The 20,694-nt window shown below is 69.4% G+C and carries 8 protein-coding genes and 1 pseudogene; 3 read left to right on the forward strand and 6 right to left on the reverse strand.

Going from position 1 to position 20,694, the window contains the following annotated elements:
- Positions 1–5: 5 nt before the first annotated feature.
- Positions 6–3,074: a VWD domain-containing protein gene (locus FHX31_RS23935; RefSeq protein WP_184977212.1), complete on the reverse strand. Its 3,069-nt coding sequence runs from the start codon at positions 3,072–3,074 to the stop codon at positions 6–8.
- 77 nt (positions 3,075–3,151) lie between these two features.
- On the opposite strand from FHX31_RS23935, the gene FHX31_RS23940 reads away from it, so the two are divergent.
- Both FHX31_RS23940 and FHX31_RS23945 read left to right on the forward strand, forming a co-directional pair.
- Positions 3,152–3,886, forward strand: coding sequence for a class I SAM-dependent methyltransferase (locus tag FHX31_RS23940; RefSeq protein WP_184977213.1), 735 nt, complete (start codon positions 3,152–3,154; stop codon positions 3,884–3,886).
- On the forward strand, positions 3,876–4,385 hold the full coding sequence (locus FHX31_RS23945; RefSeq protein WP_184977214.1) for an SRPBCC family protein: 510 nt from the start codon (positions 3,876–3,878) through the stop codon (positions 4,383–4,385). The genes FHX31_RS23940 and FHX31_RS23945 overlap by 11 nt, the downstream gene beginning before the upstream one ends.
- A 158-nt stretch (positions 4,386–4,543) precedes the next feature.
- On the opposite strand, the gene FHX31_RS23950 is transcribed toward FHX31_RS23945, so the two are convergent.
- Complete coding sequence (locus FHX31_RS23950) at positions 4,544–5,029, reverse strand: hypothetical protein (protein ID WP_184977215.1); 486 nt, start codon at positions 5,027–5,029, stop codon at positions 4,544–4,546.
- A 118-nt stretch (positions 5,030–5,147) separates the two neighbouring features.
- Here FHX31_RS23950 and FHX31_RS32820 point away from each other — a divergent pair.
- Positions 5,148–5,556 (forward strand): annotated as a pseudogene (locus FHX31_RS32820) (GntR family transcriptional regulator); the annotation flags it as partial.
- A gap of 516 nt (positions 5,557–6,072) precedes the next feature.
- Here FHX31_RS32820 and FHX31_RS23955 read toward each other — a convergent pair.
- The 4 genes from FHX31_RS23955 to FHX31_RS23970 form a co-directional block, all read right to left on the reverse strand.
- Complete coding sequence (locus FHX31_RS23955) at positions 6,073–6,813, reverse strand: hypothetical protein (RefSeq protein ID WP_184977216.1); 741 nt, start codon at positions 6,811–6,813, stop codon at positions 6,073–6,075.
- A 50-nt stretch (positions 6,814–6,863) separates the two neighbouring features.
- Positions 6,864–13,673: a polymorphic toxin-type HINT domain-containing protein gene (locus FHX31_RS23960; RefSeq protein WP_435232771.1), complete on the reverse strand. Its 6,810-nt coding sequence runs from the start codon at positions 13,671–13,673 to the stop codon at positions 6,864–6,866.
- Between the two features lie 90 nt (positions 13,674–13,763).
- On the reverse strand, positions 13,764–17,225 hold the full coding sequence (locus FHX31_RS23965) for a LamG domain-containing protein (RefSeq protein ID WP_184977852.1): 3,462 nt from the start codon (positions 17,223–17,225) through the stop codon (positions 13,764–13,766).
- 116 nt (positions 17,226–17,341) lie between these two features.
- Positions 17,342–20,536, reverse strand: a complete 3,195-nt coding sequence (locus tag FHX31_RS23970) for a DNRLRE domain-containing protein (RefSeq protein ID WP_402881895.1) — start codon at positions 20,534–20,536, stop codon at positions 17,342–17,344.
- Positions 20,537–20,694: the final 158 nt, after the last annotated feature.

Genomic DNA, 20,694 nt, shown 5'->3' on the forward strand with positions numbered 1-20,694 from the left:
CGGCCTCACCGCAGCGCCAGCGTGACCTGCCCTGTCGCGGCCCCGGACGGGTCCACCACCAGGGTGTACGCCCCGGAGGCCGGCAACACGGTTGGCCCGATTTCACCGGCCCCGTTGATCACGCAGCCGGTGGTGACGGTGCTGCCGTCGGGCGCGCGCAGGGCCAGCACGCCGCACTGGTCCGGCAGGTCGGAGGCGGTCGCGCTCACCGTCACGGACGCGCCGGCCGCGACGGTGAACCGGTAGCCGGCGATCGCGCCGGGCCGGTCCACGACGGCGACAACAGGCGGTCCACCGACGGTAATCTTCGCCTCCCGGTCCCGGCTGGTGACCAGCCGCAGCGTGGTCGTGCCGGTGCCGCGTTCGGTCGGGTCGACCACCACGGTGTACGTCCCGTCGGCGGGCAGCAGCGTGCCGTCGATCTCGCCGGCGCCGTTGATCACGCAACCGCTGCGCAGCAGCCGTCCCTCGGCGTCCCGCAGTTCCAGCGGGGAGCACTGGTCGGTGAGACTGCTCGCGGGCACCTCCACGTAGACGCGCTCCCCCGCGCGGCCGGTGAACCGGTAACGTGCCCGCGCGCCGGGTTGCCCGATGGCGGCGGTGACCGCCGGGCCGTTCGGCTGCACCGTGTCGTCGCTGTCCCGGGCCGCGTACACCCGCACGGCGGCGCGGCCGGTGTCGCCGGGTGCGGCGGTGACCCGCAGCGCGTACGTGCCGGTGGCGGCGAGGTCGACGCGGTCGACGTACCCGGCGCCCTTGATGTTGCATCCGCTGGCGATCTCCCGTCCGCCCGGCTCGGTGAGCACGTACGGCGAGCAGCGGTCGCCGATTCCCGGCGCGGTGGCGTCGACGAAGACGGCGTCCCCGGCGCGGGCGGCGAACGTCAGCGGCGTCCCGCCGGGGGTGAGCGTGGCGGTGGCGACGGGTACGGCGGTGATCGGGGTGGCCGCAGGCGGGGCGACCCGTTCGGTGCTCGCGCCGGCCACGGCGAACTCGGGTCGGCCGCTGACCGCGACGTCGAAGACGCATTCGGCGAGCTGGGCGGGCGCGGTCACGCCGGCCCAGCGGCAGACCTGTTCGGCCGCCGCGCGCCGGGCCGGGTCGAGGTCGCCGACGGTGACCTCCCGTTCCGGGAACGCGCGGTCGGTGAAGGTGCCGGTGTCCTGCCCGTCGTCGTAGTGCAGCAGCGAGCGGTCCGGGGTGATCCGCCAGCTGTCCGCGTACGCGGGATAGAGCTTCGCGAACGGCACCGGCTGGGCCAGCGCCGCCCCGGAGGCGGGCGCGATGTCGTCGGCCGGGTCGCCGTCGAAGTCGCCGAGCAGTCCGCGTACCTTCCCGGCCCTGGTTTCGGCGAGCCGGACCAGCACGCGGTAGCCGTACCGGCCGATCTGGTCCACCGCCGCCGCGGACCCGTCCGGCCACGTCACGTCGTACCCGTCGGTGGGGCCGGTGTCCGACGGGCGGCGGGTGAGAATGCCGCCGCCGGCCAGGTCGGTGCGGTCCGGCAGCGCGGCCGGTGACGCGCCGTCGACGTGCACCCGGGTGCCGCCGTCGGTGAGGGTGAGCGCTACGCGGTGCGCGCCGATCCGGAACGCGACAGCCGAGTTGACCGAGGCGGTACGCGTGCCGGCCATCGGGGCCTGCCGGACCTGCACCTCCAGCGGGTCGCCGCCGGTGGACACGACCAGCGTGAACTCGCCGACGGCCTGGAAGTCGTAGGCGACCCGGTCGAACGTGACCAGGTGCGGGTCCCCGTTGCTGCCGCCGCAGTCAGCGCCGTCCTCGCAGAGCTTCATCGGGCCCTTCGGCGGCGGTGTCTTCTTGGCCGGCTTCTTGCACTCGTCGAGGTTCTTCGGCAGCGGCTTCCCGTCGTACTCGGTGCGCGGCGGCAGCCCCTTCGCCGCCCGGTAGCGATTCTCCGCGAGCGTCGCCTTCACCTCGGCGGTACGGATGCCGGTGCCGCCGCACTCGCCCTGCGGCACCGTGTTCCGGGAGATGTCGTCGGCGTGGTTCAGCTCGTGGTAGAGCGCGGCGCAGGGGTCGCGGGCCACCCCGTCGCCGTACGGGTCGGTGGAGGTCGGGTTCCACGTGACAGTCGAGGAGCCCTTGCCGTCGGCGCTGTCCGGCGTCTCGAACGCGCCCGATCCACCTGTGGTCGGGATGATCCGCACGCGGGGACTCTTCTTGTCGCGCAGCCGGGGCAGCAGGCCGGACGGGTCGCCGCCAGGTAGCGCGAACCCGGCCAGGCAGCCGTCGACAGCAGCCTGGAAGTCGACGCCGCTGACCGGCACCCCGGCGGTCGGGTCGACGCCGTAGTCGGCCCGCGCCGGCCGGGCACCACCGCCGACGTACGCGCCGACGGCCACCAGCAGCACCAGGGCCACGGCGGCGGCTGTCGGCCGGCGTCGTCGGCGTACCAGCAGCAGCACGACCAGCGCGACGACGAGCAGCGCGAGTGCTCCCCCGGCCACCACCCAGAACCAGCGCGGGCCGGTCCCGCCGTCGTCGGACACGGTGAACGTGGCGGTCCGCAGCGCTGTCGCGCCCGCGCACGGGTTCGTCGCGCCTGTGACCGGCAGCGTCACGTAGCCGGCGGTCACCTCGTACCGGCCGGGTGCGCCGACCGGCCAGAGCGTGTCCAGCCCACCGCCGTCCGGGGTGGCGGCCACCGAGCGGAGCACGACGTCGCCGTCGCGCAGCCGTACCCCGGTCAACGCCACGACGGCGGTCGCTCCCGGCTCCACTGTGGTGAGCCCGGTGGTGGCGGCGGCGCCGATCCCGTCCTCGAAGAAGCTGCGGGCCAGCGTCGGCTCGACGTCGCGCCCGTCCCGGCGTACCCCCGTGACCTGCACGGTGCCGACGGGCCCGGTGGCGAGCGCGCACGCCGACCCGGTCGTGTTCGTGACAGTGAGGTCGAGGCGGACCTGGTCCCCGGCCTGGTAGTCGGCCTGGCCGGGCCGCAGGGTCAGGCCGAGGCCGCCGTCGGCGGGCGCCGCGGCGCCGCTCGCCGACCCGGTCGCCAGAGCTGTCGCGAGTACGCCGAGCGCCGCCGCCAGCCGCAGGGTCCACCTCATGGTGCGGAGCGTAGAAGCGGGTGGGCCGGTTTCCGCGCGGTCTGTCGGGGACCGGTCGGAGCCGTATCGTGCTGGTGATGGATGTCTTCGGCACGGTGGCCGACCTGTACGAGCGCGCGCGGCCGGGATATCCGCCGGAGATCGCCGGGTCGATACTCGCCTACCACGGCGGCGCACCGGCGTCGGTGGCCGAGGTCGGCGCGGGCACCGGGAAGGGCACCGAGGTGCTGGCCCGCCTCAGTGCGCCCCTGACCTGCGTGGAGCCCGACGCGCGAATGGCGGCCCGGCTGGCCGAGCGGTTCCCGGAAGCGCGCATCGAGGCAACGACGTTCGAGCGGTGGTCGCCGCCCGCCGGTGGGGTGGACGTGCTCGCCTGCGCGATGGTCTGGCACTGGCTGGACCCGGCCACCCGCAACGCCCTTGCCCGCCGCGCCCTGGCGCCCGGCGGCACCCTCGCCGTCTTCGGGCACCGCTACGACTACGCCGACGCCGACCAGCAGGCCGCCGTCCGGGCCGCACTGCGATCCGTCGACCCCACCGTCCGGGAGCGGCCCGTCGACTGGTTCCACCGGGACGTCCTCGACAGCGGGCAGTTCGACGACGTACGCCGCGAGGTGTTCCGGCGGGAGCTGCCGCTGGACAAGGAGCGGTACCTGGCGCTGATGCGCACGTTCGGGCCGTACCTCTCCCGCACCCCGGAGCAGCAGCGACGCGGGATCGCCGCGCTGGACCGGCTGGTCGACGACTTCGGCGGCACCGTCGTGCTCGACCTGCGGACCACGCTGGTGCTGGGCCGGGCCGATGCTCGGTGACCGGTGGGGTGTCTCCGACGACGAGACACGTCGCCGGTACCCGTGCGACGACTTCGTTCCCGCGCCCAACCTGCGGGCGTGGCGCGGGGTGAGCGTGGACGCGCCACCTTCCGCCGTGTGGCGGTGGGTCGCCCAGATCCGGCTCGCGCCGTACTCGTACGACTGGATCGACAACCTCGGCCGCCGCTCACCGCAACGGCTGGTGGGCCTTCCCGAGCCGGTGTCGGGCGAGGCGTTCACCACTGCCGGCGGGCGGCGGCGGGGCCGGATCCTCGCGGTCGAGCCGGGACACCACCTCACCGGCGAGATCATGGGCGCGGTGCTGTCGTACGTCCTGGTGCCGGACGCCGGGAACACCACCCGCCTGCTGCTCAAGGTGGTGATGCGGACGAACCCGGTGATCGCCCTCGGCGGCTGCCTCGGTGACCTGGTGATGGCCCGCCGGCAGTTGCTGAACCTCAAGCAGCTCGCCGAGTCCGGCGATGGGCCGGCTCGCTGACCGTCGTGGCTAGATCCCCGGATACGTTCACGACCGGCAGAGGTTCTCGACCTACGCTACGCCGATGGCCGGGCTGGTCAGTGGCTCTCCTTACCCTGATGACGGTCATCGGTCCATTGCTGTGGTGGATCGGCGTGGGCACCGCATCTGCACCCTGCTCAGCAGCTGCCAGCAACCGGTGCGCGCAACTCCGCACTTCGTTCTCGCCCGGTTCGCGCTATCGAAACTCCCCCAGCCGGTTCATCAACGTCATCCGGAGAGCTGGTGAAGAGTTCAACTCCGGTTGACGAGATTGCGTACGACGAGTCGCCGTCGAACTCAACCGGGAAACCGCGCTGAGTCAGCTCCTCAAGCACGGCCACGAGAGGCCTTCCCGTTAATTGAGTTCCACCAAGTGACACGGCTGTTTCGCCTCCGATCTCTATGAAGGCGAGGCGGTCCAGCTCGTCGTAGGACAGCATGACCATTCCATCTTCATAGATGTCGGTCACCCCCGCGCCCGGCACTCGCTCGAAAGCCTCGTAGCTTCCGAGCCGCTCGCGGTGACTGGAACGGCTCTCCCCGAACCGGGCACGATCAAGGCCGGACCCCGGAAGGACTTCCAACACGCTTGAATCGTCCGGAATGGTCGAACTCCTCTTCACGCTTCTAGGCTGCGAGCCCTTCATCCTCTCGATTGCCCGGAGGACGCTGAGCGGGGCTAGGAGCAGGTTTCAAACTCGCCCTGAGACAGGATGCGAGGTTTGCGGCCTGCCCGGCCGCCAACGCGCACTACGCGAACTCCAACGCCGGCGCATCACCTACAGCGTCGCCGACAAAGGCACCTTCGTCCACCCCGACGCCTTCGACCTGCTAAGCGGCGGCGTCCTCCGCGAACCCATCGACGACCCCGACCTCCGACGCCGAGTCGCCGCCTACCTCGCCGACCAGCAAGCCACCACCATCCGCTACCACCACCGCCCGCACCGCAGACGACAAGAACGCAGCCCTGCACGACCTGCTGCGCCACGCCGACACCAACAACGCCCTCATCGACGAAGTGATCAAATACCAGGCCGACCGCGGCAATTTTGCCCAGCAGCCCGAACACCTCCGACGTCTAAGCAACGACGACGCGCCACCAAAGGCCAGGCGCTCCCGCAGCAGCCGCAACCGCGCACGCAAGCAGTAAGCCAGCCGGATCAAGGCCCCCGACCAAGATCCGACTGGCTCAAAACTGCTCTACAGGATCAAGACGGCCCAGCTGACGCCGGGCCTCGCGCACGCGCTGCAGCCGTTCCGGCCCCGCGCGCACGCCTAGCGTTACCAAACCGCCGAGCAAGAGCAGTGGCCGACCCACCGGCCCCCAAAGTCCGTGACGATCCCTTCGGCAACCGGCAAGAGCGGGTAGTTGCGGGGATCGACCCCGCACCGCTACGCGGCACGCCACCGGATCCCGCCGGTTTCGCCATCCCGGCCGGGCCCGCAGTCCATCGACACATCGACATTCTATAGACGCGCGTGACGGCAACCGTGACGGCAACCCAGGCAGACCGCTACGGCTAACGACAACGCCTCGTCACCCACAGTGAGATTCAGTTCTCGCCTGCGGCACAAGAGTTCCACCGGAAGGCTCTACGCTGGGACGCAGTACGGCCATTGCCAGGCAACGCTTCACCAGCTTACGAGACAGGCGTTGCCAGCCGACTTATCGGATGAAGACGGTCTTCGCGAGAGCCGTCTTGGCTAAACTAAGCACCTCCTCATCTTGCGCGGGCTCGCGCAGGCTAGCAATTCCACGACGCAAAAAACGCCCAAGCTCCTGGCTGCGACCAACAGATTGCTGAGACGTAAGCCACCTACTCCATTCAACTACCTGATCCATTCGCGAATCTAGAATTGCGGGCCGGGCCGAAGGGGCAGTCAAAATCAGCTTGATAGCAGCGGCTAAACGATTCAACGGCAAGTCATGCCCGGACAGGATCAAATCCAACTCGTCGGCCACTTCCATTTCCGCACCCGAGCCGACCGTCACTGGAAAAAGGGGATAGCCTGCCACACTTGTTAACTCCCGCTCGCCGCCCTCTTCGCCGATCAGGATGTCCACACGAGACGCAAAACCGGGATCATCGACCGAAATCTTGACTGGAATCTCCCCCAATTTTCCCGTGGCGAAGGAGTGTACGCTGATCTTTTCAAGATCGAATACAAACAGATGCTGACTGGAAAGCTCCAGCCTCGCAGCAACAACGCCGTCACCAACTCGAGGGCCAACGCCGCTCCATAGGCGAACTCTCACCAAGCCGGCCTGCCCGCGGGTTGCTAGCAGGACATGGGAGGAGGACACGGCAGCCGCGCCTCGGAGTGGTACATCAGCATCGAGTTCTAGCCGATTTCCGATAACGAGAACACCATGATTAGCGTAGACGTCCACGAGACCGATCTGCACAGTTCCTCCTCCCATGACTCATGGTCTGGTCCTACCGACGAAAGACTCAGTTACATGTGGTCGGGCAGGAGCTCCAATACTCGCTCGTAGGCACCCGGCGCATTGGGATTGTAAACGCCGTGATTTCTGAGCAACCGTTGAGCCTTTTGCACCGCCCCGGCTTGGATTCCTGTGCTGCATCCGTCCTGGCACTGAGGATACAAGCGTTGGCGTCCCCCAGGAACCGAAAGCCCAGTCGGAGGTTGGTGGTCACCTACGTTCCTCACACCTGTTGCTCCGCAGCTGTGGCACGGCAGTCCCTGCATCGCCTCATTCTGCGCCCGAGTGACGGTCGGCCCTGTGGCCTCAATGCTTTCATCGGCAAAAGCACCTGGCTGAAGACTGTCAGCCTCCTCCTTGGTGAAGCGAACCTTGCAGTTGTGAACGAGAACCGGCGTGTTGCCAGCGAGCACATAGTACGTGTGGATGTCGTCGATCGTGAGGTTGTGGACCTGTGCCGGCTCCGTCCACTGCCGGGTCGCGCTGATCTGCACGTGGGTGCCGGCCGAGGTGCGTAGCCACTGACCAGCCCGCAGATCAGCGGCGTCGACCCACTCGTCGAGGCCGGGCACCCAGAACGGGTGGTTGTCGGTGGCGACTACGCGCTCCGTGGCGTCGCCGCTGTCACCGTCGGGATCGATGGTGACTTCAACCAGGTTCTTGCTGCCCTGACCGATGATGGTCGCCACCACCGGCTTGATCGTCGTCTTGCCGGTCACCGGATCGGTCACCAACACCATGTCGCCGGTCTTGACGTCCTCGATCGGCTTGCGCGATCCGTCGGCCATCACCACCAACGTGCCGGGCACGAAGCTGTTCTTGCAGTTGATGAATGCCTTGGCGTTGTCGACCAGGTCGATGAGCAGGCCCTTGACCCGGCTGGTCAGGTTGGCGAGTTTCTTCCACTTCCATGGAGCGCCGTATCTGACGGCCAGCTTGCCCAGCGCACCGCCGATCGCCGCACCCGCGACGTTGACTGCCGTGGCCAGGCAGCCGCCCATGTCGCCCTTGAGGAAGCAGTCCAGGGCATCGGTGATGCCCAACTCGTCCATCAGGATCTTCGCCAGGGCCTTGGCGGCGTTGAGCATCTTCGCCTTGGCCGCGGCAATGCGCCGCTGCCTTTCCTTCTCCGCCGCCGCCCGCGCGGCCGCGGCCCGCTCGTCCGCTGATGCCCGCGGGTTGTTGTGGACGTTGATCGTGGGTTCGTCCGGGTCGTACGCGCCCGAGCAACCACCACAGCCGTCGTTGTGGCCCTTGACCTTGTGGTAGTTGCCGTACATGTCCTCGTAGTCGGCGCCCGGCCCGCAGGCGTCGTCGGAGCAGGCCTTGAGACCGTCCGGGTCGGAGAACGAGATCGGGTTGTTGTTGGCGTACGCGTACCCGTTCATCTGCTGCGGGTCGTTGACGTCGATGATCGGGTCGACCGAGATGAACCGGCCGGTGATCGTGTCGTACTCCCGCGCGCCGATGTTGACCAGGCCTGTCGTGGAATCGATGTTCCCGTTGACGAAGCCCTTCTCTGTCGGCCACTGACCTGGTGACGCTCCCCGGTTCTCGCCGTACGGCGTCATCCGCCGATGCGTGACAGCGCCGCTCTGGTCCACGACTGCCTGGCCGGTGCCGTGGTGGTCGTTCGCGACGTACCGAAGGCCGTCCACCTTGCGGACCAGACTCGCCCCGCCCGGAAGCGCGTAGTACCGGGTGGCGTCGGTGGACCGGGTCTGGTGGTTCAGCCGGATCTCCATGCCCGGCAGGTAGAGCGTGGTCGAGGCCGGCTCCTTGCGGAGCATCCGGGAGCCGTCGACGTCATAGAGGAAGCTGGTCTTCTTGCCGGCTTCGGTGACCGACTCGAGGTTGCCCTCGGCGTCCCAGACCAGGGTCTGGTCCTCGCCGGCCCTCGTCCGCTTCTTCGTGTTGCCGGCCGCGTCGTACTCGTACGAGTACAGCCGGTCGCCCTGCGGAGTCTTCTCCGTCATCTGGCTCAGCGTGTGCGGCTGCGCCTGGCCGGCGGCCGGATAGGTGTAGCTGCGCTCGATGAGCGGAGTGCCGTTGGTCCCGTACTGGACCTCGGTCTTGCGGTTGCCCGTGACGTCGAAGGTGTAGGCGTGGTGGTAAGGGGCCACACCGCCCACCCCGGTGACCGAGGGCCCACCGGCGCACGGGTCGGTCGCGGTGCTCGCCGACGTCCAGGCCCGCTCCATCCGGCGCAGGTAGTCGTACGTGAAGCACTGCGTGTCCTGCGTGCCGGACGGGTTGTTGGCGATCCGCAGGATGTTGCCGGACTGGTCGTACGTGTAGCGGGCGTCGATGTCCACGACCGGGGCCGACTCGCGGTCCAGCCGTTGCCGGGTGAGCCGCTTGGAGCCCTGCTCGTACTCGTAGGTCGACCAGACCTTCCGGGTGCCCACCCGGGCCTCGGTCTGCAGTACCTCGCCGGTGCCGGCGTACTCGACGTCGGTCAGGTAGGGGGCGTCACCGGTCGTCGCGGTCAGGCGCTCAAGATCGTCGTAGGTGTAGGCGATCGTCTCGAACGGCAGCCCACCGCCGTCCGACATGCTCACCGACTGGATGCTGCCGTCCCGGTTGTACTCCGTGCCGAAGGTGTAGAAGCCGGCCAGTTCGGCACCGGCGTGCTCGGGCACGGAGTAGTAGGTGGCGTGCGGCCGGTAGAACTCGTCGTAGATCGAGAAGTACGTGGCGTACTCGTGTCCCTCGATCCAGCGGCTCGTCGAGGAGAGCTCACCGAGCATCTCCAGGTCGTACGTCCAGCTGCTCAGCAGCTCCCCGGTGTCGGCGGCCCCCTTGTAGACGGCGATCTTGCGGCCGATCTCGTCGTACTTCGTGCTGATCGTCTGGTTGAGGGCGTTCGTGGTGCTGGTGAGCCGGTCCAGGTCGTCGTAGCCGGACGTCGACGTGCCGGCGTCCGGGTCAATCGACTTCGTCTTGCGGCCCAACTGGTCGTACTCGTGGGACCAGACGTTGCCGGCCGGGTCCTTGACCGTCTTCAGCTGCCCGGCATGCGTGTAGGTGTACTCGGTCTTGTCGAAGTCGCCCGTAGGACCGCTGCCCTTGTACTGCCGCAGTTCGGTGGTCTTGCCCAGGGCGTTGGTGATCGCGGTCGTCGGGGTGCCGCCGGCCGGTGGGTCGACCGAAACCCGGTCGCCGCCGTAGGTGGTCGTGGTGCGCCACTTCTCGTTGCCCGCGACCGCGAAGATCTCCGCCGTGACCCGGTCCGCGCCGTCGTAGACGTACAGCGTCTGGCCGTTGACGTCACCGTTGACGGCCGGGTAGATCACGTCGGTGGGCGTGCCCGCCACCGTGTACGTCGCGTACGTCTTCGCCAGCTGGCCGGTGCCGGTGTAGAAGGTGTCGGCGACCGTACGGGTGCCGTCCGGGCCCTCCGACTGCACCTGGCGGGGCCGGAGCAGACCGTCGTGCAGCTTGTACTCGACGCTGTAGGAGCCGTCGTTCTGCCGCCGCTCGGTCTTGATGGCGACCGGCTTGTCGGTGCGGACCAGGTAGCTGTAGCGGATGCTCGGCTCCAGCCCGCTGGCGCCCGTCCGGTCCGGCATCCAGACCTTCGCCAGCCGGCCCAGGGCGTCGTACTCCAGGACGCTCTTGAGGCCGTTCTGGTCCACCTGGCCGACCGGCACACCCCACGCCGGGGCGTAGTCGGTGGTGGTGACGAACTGCAGCGGGTTGGTCTCCTTGACCTTGGTGGTCAGGCCGTTGGTGTCCGTGTACACGGTCTTCGTGACCCGGCCCAGCGCGTCGACGGCGGTCAAGGGCCGGCCGTACGCGTCGAACGTGCCCTCCGAGGCGCGGATGTAGGTGGCCGTCGTGCCGTTGTGGCTCTTCAGCCGCTCGGTCCGGGTCGGGTTGCCCAGCGTCGGCGCGACGCCGAACGCCTTGCCGTCGTAGAGCGTCCGGGTGTCGGAGATGACCTGCTTGCTGCGGTCGGGGGTGGCCGAGCACGCCACCGACACCGACTCGACCCGTGACACCAGGCTGTACAGGTGGGCGGTCGCGTTGTCGGCGTACGTGGTCCGGCTGCAGGCCTCGTCGCCGGTGACCGCCACGTCACCCTCGTTCTCGGTCTCGGTCACCCGGCCGAAGCTGGTCTCGAAGGTCGAGGTCTGCTTCGTCTCCCGCCACCCGCCGGCGGCCAGGGCGACCAGGCTCCGGGCGGTGGTGGTGTTGATGAACCAGGCCTTCTTGCTGCCCCAGCTGTGGGTCTCCGTCGCGGTGTTGTGCCGCCACGGGACGGCGATGCTCTTGCTGACCGCGTCGGCGCCGTCGTAGACGATGCTCTCCAACTGGTGGCCGGAGAACTCGTTGTGGTCGGTGTGGCTCCCGCCGGTGGAGTCGGCGACGCTGACGGTACGCGTGCCGCCGTCCGGATCCTTGTCGCCGTGCATGCCGCGCAGGTAGCGGTACTCCGTCTTGGTCGTCTGGACCTGACCGTCGCCGGCCGTGACGATCACGCGGCCGTAACCGCGCCAGTCGCTCCAGGTCAGGTCCTTCGGGTCGGAGATGCCGTCCGGGTCGGCGTGCCGCCAGGCCGCACCGTCCAGGTACTGGTAGCGGGTCACCATGTCCGGCGCCCCGCCGGTGCGGTCGGTCTCGACGACCTGCTCGACCACGTACTTGTGGAACCAGTCGGTGATCGGGTCGCCGCTGCCGAGCGGGTTCCACTTCACCGGATAGCAACGCCTGGTGCTGTTGCCCGGCGTGGGCAGCGTGCTCTTGGTGCAGTCCGGGGTGGCGTAGTTGACGTCGATCTGACCACCGGCGTCGGTCCACACGGTCGCCAGCCGGAAGCGGACCAGCGGGGCGATGTTGTCGCCGTCGCGGTCGATCCGGTTGGGCAGCTGCAGGCCGCCCAGTTCGACCGACGGCATGGCGATGTCGGCGCCCGGCCCGTAGAGACCGGTGTGGGTGATCTTGTGGAGCCAGAGGGTCCGCGAGCCGTCACCGTTGTCGGTGAGCAGGTGGTCGAGCTTCCAGTTGTCCACCGGCGTCCAGCCGGTGCCCTCGCGGATCTCGGTGGTGATGCCGGTCAACCGGGCCCGGGTCCAGAACGTCGGGGTGATCTGGTCGAGCTTGCACTTGGTGTCCTTGGCGCAGTTCCGGTCGAACGGCACGTCCGGCCAGTAGGGCGCGGTGGTGGTGTTCAGATCCTGCGGGTCACAGTCGACGTTGCCGGACGGCAGGCACCGTTCCTTGGTCTCGAAGCGCACCCGGGCGGGGGCGTTGGTCGTGTAGACGGCCTCGTGCCGCTGGCCGTAGTCGACCCGCTTGAGCCAGCCGCCCCGGACGTACGGGACACCGTTGACGTCGGTCTTCTTGCCCCGGGCGTAGTAGTTGGTCTCCTTCTCGTAGAAGTACGAGGTGACGTTGCCGTAGCGGTCCTTGACGTAGTCGAGGCTCCAGCGCCACGCCTGGTCGCAGTAGGCCGACGTGAACGTCGCGTTGTAGCAGGGCTCGCCCGAGTCGTCGCCGTAGATCGGCACGGTCCAGGTCGAGCCGGTCTCCTCCTTGCCGGAGGTCCAGCCGGGGAGCCGGTTGAGGCCGAAGTGGTACTGGGTGCCGTCGGTGGTGGTGACCCGCCAGTACTCGCCGTCGTTGTCACCGTTCACCGCGCCGGTGAGCCGCTCGACCTTCGAGCCGTCGTCGGTCCCGAACCGCCAGGTGTCACCGGTCTTGACCAGTTCCGTCGACTTGCCGTTGAGCAGGATGGTCGCGTTGTCGTACGCCCAGCACTGGTCGGCGTACTGGTCGTGCCCGTCGTCCGAGCAGGGCTTGTACCGGCGCTCGATGTGCCCGGGCTCGTAGTTGAAGCCCTCACCGATCCACGAGCCCTGGTTGTTGGTCGTCGCGGTCCGGCCGTCGACAGACTGCGACGAGTAGGCAAGCGCGATCGGCGGTGCACCGCCGCCCGGCACCGGCGGGCTCCGCAGCGGGTAGCTCCAGGAGAAGCCACCCGTGGAAGGGGCCACCGACCACTTGGACGACGGGGACAGCTTCGTGGCGCCGTAGTCGCCCTGCGAGGAGGAGTCGGTGGCGGTCATGGCGAAGAGCGCACCGGTGCCCGCCTCGGCGGAGAGCGTCTCGGCGGCGCTGTCGTTCGTCGTCGGCAGCGGAACCGGGGCACACTGGGCCTTCTCCGGAGTGGTCAGCGCGCACTCCGGCAGGCGGACCAGCCGCAGCCGGGCGCCGAAGTCGCCACCGAACGCACCGGCGACCCCGCCGTAGCCGAGGTCGAGGCGGACGTTCCCGGCGGCGGCCTGACCGTCGGCCCGGTCGAGCCGGACGATCGGGCCGTCGACCTTGGCCTTCTCCGAGGCCTTCCGGTCGAGCACCTCGATGCGTACCTTGCCGGGAGCGGAGGCCGCCGGACGGGCCGAGTCCGGCGCGGCGGCCGCCGCGGCGGGTGCGGCCGACACCGCGACCGGCAGGCCACCGATCTTGGCGGTGGCCGCCGGGGCCTTCGAAGAGCCGGCGGTGGAGCGGGCCGACGCGGGCGCCGGCACGGTGATGTCCGCGGCGCCGGCGGCGGGCCAGGTGACCTTCGCCGGGGCGGTGGAGGCGGCAGCCACCGCCGGGTTGGCCGCCTTCGGCTTGGCCGGCAGCGGGTCGCGCTTGGGCAGGACCTTGGACGCGTCCGAGGTCGACGGACGGTTCGGCTTCGCCTCGGCCGAGGCGGGTGGGGTCGCGATCTGGATGAAGCCGGCGGCCATGACACCGGCCATCGCCCAGGAAACCGGTCGTACGGTGTGGCGGACGAACCCGCCGGACCGGACCAGGAGTCGGGAGAACATCACCCCTCCAGGGGTTACGGGAGAAGAACGGGAAAGGTCTCGCGTGCCGGTGGGCCCGCCCGGGAGCGGGCGGACCCACCGCCTGTCACGTCAGAGCGAGAGTTGTTCGCGGACCTGGACGTTGAGCTTCTCGATCAGGACCTTGTCGGCGACACCGTCGTAGACCCGGACGTCGTCGACGGCGCCGGACAGGTGCTCCTTGAAGGCGCCGTCGAGCCAGGCGCGCCCCAGTTGCACCCCGCCGGTGGCGACGAACGGCGACACCAGCTGGATCGCCTCGGTGAAGGACCCGTTGACGTACAGGGTCACTTCGCGGGCGTAGCCGTTGTAGACGAGGGTCAGATGGTCACCCTTGCCGACCAGCTTCGGCGCCTCGTCGGTGGCCTTCGTGGTCCACTCCGGTGCCACCGTGTCGGTGCTCGCCATCGCCAGCTCCCACTGCCCGGCGTTGTTGCAGCGCACGACGACCGAGCTGCCGTTGGTGCCCTTCTGCGAGAAGACGGTCATCGGGGTACCGGCACAGTTGCTGGTCAGCTTGACCCGGGCGCTGATCGAGAAACTGCCCGCCATGTCCGCGTTGGTCGATGTGCTGGCATAGCTGTCCGCGTTACCGGTCAGCGCGAGGTGACCACCGCCGAGCAGGGACAGGACCGGGTGCTTGAAGATGGTCGCACCGGTGCCCAGGGTGAGCCCCGCTCCACCGCGCTCCTCGGGGCTGACCTTGCTGGTCTCCGCGTTCAACCGCCAGTACGCCTTACGGCTCGGAGCGGTCTTCTGCAGACCGGTGACCTCGTCGGCGATGATCAGCCGGTCGAAGACCGAGACGTCCGCCATCGCCCCTCCCCAGTTGTCGGCGTAACCGCTCTTGGTGAGCACACGGCCGATCTGGAGCGGACCGCGCGACTTGGTCAGCGACCTGCGCTGGGCGACGCGCGGGGCGTTGTTCCCGACCTGGAGCGACATCTCCTTCTTCGCACCGTCGAAGATGGCGGACACGTACGTCCAACCCGTGGTGGCCGCCGCACCGTCCACCTGCCAGCGGCCCAGTGAGTTGACGTCGTTGACCGGCATCCGGAAGAACCAGGTTCCTCCCTCGACCCCCAGCGCGAACCCGGGCTCACCGGTGCCGTCCTGGCTGACCGCCACCTGCCGGCGGCCGGCATCGTCGATCTTGAACCAGCCGGTCACGGCGAAGCTCGCCGACGTGTCGGTCAGGACCGGCTTGCTGGTCGTGAGGTGGGCGTCGGCCGTCCCGTCGAACCGGGCGGCCGTGTCGGACGTCCCACCCGGACCCTCGACCCCGAACGTGACGCCGCTTCCGGCCGTCGCGTCGTTGTCACCGAGCCCGTCGCCGGCGCCGTCCTCGCCCGCGACCTCGCCGAGCGACCACTGGGCGGTCGGCGGTCGCTTGCCCACCCGGAACGTGCACGAGGCGATGCTGCTCGACCGGCCGGCCCGGTCGACGGCCTGGACGTTGATCGTCCGCGGGCCCTCCTTGTCCGGGTACCAGTTCGGCAGGGTGACCGGGCCGCCGTCGGTGGTGGGCCGAAGCACATTCACGCCCGGCGCCGGGTTGGTGTTGAAGCCGTACCGGTACTCCACCACGTCCGTGGCGGCGGAGTCGAAGACGAAGTTGCCGGGTACACCGATCGAACCCAGCCACTCGTCGCTCTCGATGCAGTTCGACGCGCTCGCCGTCCCGTTGTCGGCCGCGTCCTGCGGCAGGTACACCGCGGAGTCGACGTCGGGCGCGCTGGGGCTGGTCTTGTCGTAGAGGAACTGACAGACGTTGCGCGAGCCCTCACTGCTCCACGGACCCCAGCTAGTGTTGTCGCTGGCCCGTACCTCCCAGGAGATGGGGACGTTCTGCGCGATGTCACTCGGGACCGTGTACGAGAAGACCGATCCGCTGGCCTTCAGCGGAGTGGTGTACGAGCGCGTCTGCAGCGTCCCGCCGGCCGGCGTCCAGGTCACCTTGAACTCGGCCTTGATCTGCTCGGTGTGGGCCGAGGAGTGGTCCGGGTCCCGCAGCACCGCGTTCAGCCGCGGCGGCACGTCCACGTAGGGCGCGCCGGAGCCGTAGACACACTGCCCGCCGGGGGACATGGTGAGTTCGTTGAGGTTGGCGATCACCGGCGCCCGGTTGTAGCGGACCGAGAGGACGCCGTTGTCGCAGAACCGCTTGGTGTGCGTCGAGTCGCTCTCACTGACCGACCGCAGGCCGAGGGTCACGTTGCTCCAGCCCTTGGTCACCGCCTGCTGCACCGCAGCCTTCGCGTTCCACTCCGTGTTCTGGTTGGTGGAGGTACAGGTGGCCTGCGTCTTGGTCGGTGAGCTGGTGGCGAGGTGCGTCGCTCCGGACCAGCCCGAGCCGCCGGGCTGGTTGCTCCAGTTGGTGGAGGAGGTGATCCCGGCCGGCATCAGGTAGAGCGCCGCCGCCCGGGCGGTCGAGTTGTAGACGTGCTGCAGGGTGACCCGGAAGGTGGCCTCCAGGATCGTCTTGCCCGAGTACGGCGTGGCGAGCCGGTAGAACAGGCGCTTGACCTTCGAGTTGTTGCAGGAACTGGGGCAGAGGCCGATCCGTTCGTGCCGCTTGCCGTCGAACTTCCAGTACTCCTCGTTGGGATAGCCGCTGTCCACCATCGCCCAGGCGCTGTTGGTGCTGCTCTGCCATACCGGGTCGATGTACAGCGGGAACGAGGCCTCCGGATCGGTCAGCATGGACCGGTCCGGGGTGAGGGTGAGGGTGTTGTCCGAGTAGTCGAGGCCGACCGGAGCCACCTCCGACGTGTCGCCCGGTCCCTCGGCCGAGGCCGCGCCCGGGTCGGTGGACGAGGTGTCCAGCGACCGCGCCGCGGCCGCATCGCCCCCCTCCTGGCTTCCGCTGTCCCACATGGTCGGCGCGTCCGCCTCCAGGACCGGGTTGTCGGTGACCGGGTCCAGGGCGACCACGCCACCCTCGGCCGTCTCCTCGATGGTCAGACCCACCGCGGCGACCCCGAGCCGGAGGTTCTGGAGCTCCGGCAGATCGGCCGCCTCCGGCGTCTTGACCACCAGTACGTGCGAGAAGCCCTCGACGGTGACGTTCGTGACCAGGTCGACATCCTGGAACACGTTCGGGTAGGTCGCCTTGCTCTCCTCGATCACGGGAGCGGGAAGCGGCCCGTGCGGCCAGGTCAGGGTCATGCTCTTCTGGTCCCGAGTGACCACCATCAGCGGTGCGGTGCCGCCCTGGGAGAGCTGCATGCCGAGCAGCGCGGCCGCCGGGGCGTACGAGCCGTCGGGCTGAACCACAAGGGTCGAGTCCGCGGGTACCCAGGCGTCCCCCTGGGTGACCCGCACCGGCTGCGTGTGGCCGTTGGCGATGAGCGTGCCGTCCGGCTGCGCGAAGACGTCGCGGTACTCCGTGCGGTGCGCCAGCACCTCGACCGGCTGGTTGAGTGCCCTCGCGGCCACCAGCGCCTCGGCCTCGGTGTCCCGGACGAGGTCCTCCGAGGCCGCGGCGGTGCGCGGCGCCGGCTCCGGCGGCTGGACGAACACCGCAGTGGACATCAGGCCGGCGAGGCCGAGCGTGAGGCCGAGCGTGAACACCCGGCCCCGTTTTCTCGTACGACGGGCCACCCTCTGGTCCTCCCCCGCTGGATAACTGCTCATGTCGATGGTCTTCATCAGCTGATCGCCGCCCCGAACGCGCTGTGCCCGGTGGGGAGACCGCCCTGTCCCGGCTGCCAGGTGACGCTCGGAACCGTGTTGCCCGCGCTCAGGTCGGACCAGGTGAACCCGTAGACGGCGTCGGCACCGTAGGGAGTGCCGACATAGAGCCGCTGCGAGGTGGCCGAGAGCGAGGTGCCGACCAGTTCCTGGGCGCCGGCCGTCCCCGGCATGCCGCCCGATTCCCGGTGCAGCGTGGTCGGGGTGCCGATCGGATTGGCCAGCGCCGGGAAGACACGTACCCGTCCGGAGTCGGCCACCGACGTGCCCGCGTCCTCACCCGGCACGCCGATCGCGACGAACATCGTCGCGTTGGTGCCCTCACTGCCCGGCGCGGTGTTCACCACCACGACCTTCTCGCCGAGGTAGTCGCCGTCCTCCGAGGCGTACGTGATCGCGGGCAGTTCGGTGAAGGTGTTCGCGGCCGTGACGTGGAACCGGTGCACCAGCCCGGCGTCCGGCGCCGGGGTGTTGGTGGCCGCGACGACCAGGTCCTCACCCGGCACACCGACAACGACCAGCGAGTCGGCCTGGCCGGCGGGAGCACCGACGGGCCGGTACGGCGCAATCGAGATCGACTTGCCGAAGTTGTCGTTGGCCTCGGCGTCGTTCGAGACGTTGGCGACGTTCTGCTCCAGGCCGGCGGCGAGGGTCGGCAGCCCGTTGCTCAGCGTGTGGCTGAAGACGTTCACCGCTCCGGCGAAGGCCTCGGTGCCGATCGCCTCGCCCGGGGAACCGACCGCCCAGTGGTGGGTGGAGGCGGCCACCGCATAGCCCGTCCGGTCGTCGATCTCGGCCGCGCCCGGGATGCCGCTGCCCTGGGACATTGCCACGTTCACGGTGCCGCGCATGTAATGCACGATCCCGGTGACCGGGTTGGCCAGCCCTTCACCGGGCGCGCCGATGACGAGGTACGGCTCACCGCTGGCCGTCCGGCTGCCGGCCACGGCGTAGCCGAACCAGTCGTACGCCTCGGCCGCGTCGGGGACGTTGGCGCTGTCCTGGTGGTACGAGAGGGCGGGCGGGCCCTGCGCGAGGCCGGCGGGTGATCCGAGCAGTACGTACACGACACCGGCCTGGGCCTGGCCGCTGACGGCCTGGTTCGGCACGCCGACCGCCAGGTCGGTGCACCCGTCGTTGTTGGCGTCGTACGCGGCGATCGACGTGCCGAAGCGGTCACCCGCCTCGGCTGCACCGGGCATGTTGGCCCCACCCTCGTGCAGGGTGTGCACCGTCGTGCCGCCGCCGTACGTGACGTTGATGCGGCCGGCACGGATCTGGCCGTTGACAGTGGCCTCCGGGTCGGCGATCGCGATGTCGGCGACGCCGTCGCCGTTGAAGTCGCTGTCCGTTCCGCCGGTGCAACCGGTGACCGGAGTGGCCGTGGTGTACACCTGCATCTCACAGAACGACGACCAGATGTCGCTGCCGCTGACCCCGTCCGCGGCCTTCACCCGCCAGCGGTAGATGCCGCCGTCGACGAAGGCCCCGGCCGGCACGGTCGCGGCGGCGGTAGCCCCGGAGGCGACGCCGCTGAGGCTCGCCGCACCGATCGGCCCGTCGGCGTTCATCGCCCACCACTCGAAGGTGACAGTCATCGCGGTGCCGTCACCATCGGTGACTGTTGCTTTGAGCTGCGGCGTGAGGGTGTTGACGAGCGGACGACCCGACCCGGTCGCACACGTGGTGGCAGGGACGGTCGACCGGGCCGTCACGGTCGGCCACGAGTTGTAGGTGACGCTGGCCTTGGGCACCTCGGCACTGGCGGTCGCGTTGCGGGAGCGGAACTGCTTGAAGGACTTCGAATCGGTTTCGTCGGTGGCCCGTAGGCCCATGTCGGCGCGGGTGTCACCGGCGTTCGCCGCGCGCTGGAAGAACTTGGTACCGCTGATCCCGACCCAGGCGTCGTTGCAACTGGCGTCGTAGCCGGCAGTCGCCAGGGTGGTCGCCTCCTGGTTGTTCCATGCCGGCTGGGTATCCCAGATCATGTCGTCGGCCACGGCCCCCACGGTCCAGAGCTCCCACGACCGGCCCTCGCACAGGGGCGACCACCAGTTCCAGAACGAGACGGTGGCAGAGGTGATCTGCTTGCCGACGAGGGCCGCGGTGTCCCAGCGCAGCAAGGACCGGGTGACGGGCCCGGTCGGACCGAGCCGACCGAGCCGGAGGTCGTCGGTGCCGCCCCGGTTGACCGTGTCGCCGGCCTGGATGAACGTGTCGAAGGTGGTGTACAGCGGGTTGATCGTCGGGTCGATGACGATCGGATACTCCCGCTCGGAGTCGGTCAGCCAGCGCATGTCCGGGGTCAGCGTCAGGTCGAGCCGGCCGGTTCCACGGGCCCCGGCGGCAGGGGCGATCGTGGATGCAACCGCCGTCTCGGCGGTGGGATTGCCGAGCGCGTCGACCCGCGCGTCCCACATTCGCAGTGCGGGAGTGCGCGCAACCACCCGGCCGGCGGTGTCCTGGATGGCGGTGTTGCCGCCGGCGTCGCGGACCGCCCGGGCGGCGTTCGGCCCGGTGATCGGCAGCGTGAGTCGGGCGACCTGCTTCACGGCGCTGCGGTCCTTGACGACGAAGAACGCCTCCATCCCGGCGCGGGTCGCTTCGACGATCAGGTCCACCCCGGGCAGCGTGTCGACATAGGTGGCCCGTGCGCCGTCCAGCTTCGGCTCGGGCAGCCGACCGGCCCAGCCGACCGCGAGCCGGTCGGCTCCGTGGCCGAGGACGGCCAGCTCCGTCGTGCCGTTCGGCTGCGCGCCGGAGACGACCAGATCGAACGGGTGGGCGACGGCGGCAATCCGCCCGTCCGCGCCCTTGCGCAGCGTCAGATCGACCGGAACCCACTGGTCGCCGCGCCGGATCCGGCTCGCGCCGACCGAGAGCTCGGCCCGGAACTGACCGTCCGGCAGGGCGAAGACCTCGGTCGTCTCCGATGTGAGGCTCTTGACCTGCACCGGCTTGCCGGAGTCGCGGGCGGCCCGAAGGGACACCGCTTCATCGGTCCGGCTCTCCACGCCACCTGTCACGCCGTCCGGTCCAGCGGCGAGAAACTCCGCCGGTTCTCCCGGTACGCCCGCCAACGCGGCCGCCGTCAGTACGGCGACGCCCGCAGCCAGGCACGAACGGACAGTGGCCGTCACTCGACGTGCCACAAACCCTCCCCCGTGTGCTTTCAGTTGTGCGAGCGGGACTCTAAGGGCGTCCTGCCTCAGCGCACAAGGTCGGACACGTTGCGTCAGGACGGATCACGGCGAACTGGACATCCCATCGATGGCTCAACACTCTCGGTAATCAAGTCCGCCCTCCACAC

The sequence above is a fragment of the Micromonospora sp. CNZ286 genome, from assembly GCF_014207755.1.

Excerpts from the sequence above, each read along its gene's own strand:
- FHX31_RS23935 (WP_184977212.1), bottom strand. The coding sequence starts at position 3,074 with ATGAGGTGGACCCTGCGGCTGGCGGCGGCGCTCGGCGTACTCGCGACA.
- FHX31_RS23960 (WP_435232771.1), bottom strand. The coding sequence starts at position 13,673 with ATGTTCTCCCGACTCCTGGTCCGGTCCGGCGGGTTCGTCCGCCACACC.
- FHX31_RS23965 (WP_184977852.1), bottom strand. The coding sequence starts at position 17,225 with ATGTCCACTGCGGTGTTCGTCCAGCCGCCGGAGCCGGCGCCGCGCACC.
- FHX31_RS23945 (WP_184977214.1), top strand. The coding sequence starts at position 3,876 with ATGCTCGGTGACCGGTGGGGTGTCTCCGACGACGAGACACGTCGCCGG.
- FHX31_RS23940 (WP_184977213.1), top strand. The coding sequence starts at position 3,152 with ATGGATGTCTTCGGCACGGTGGCCGACCTGTACGAGCGCGCGCGGCCG.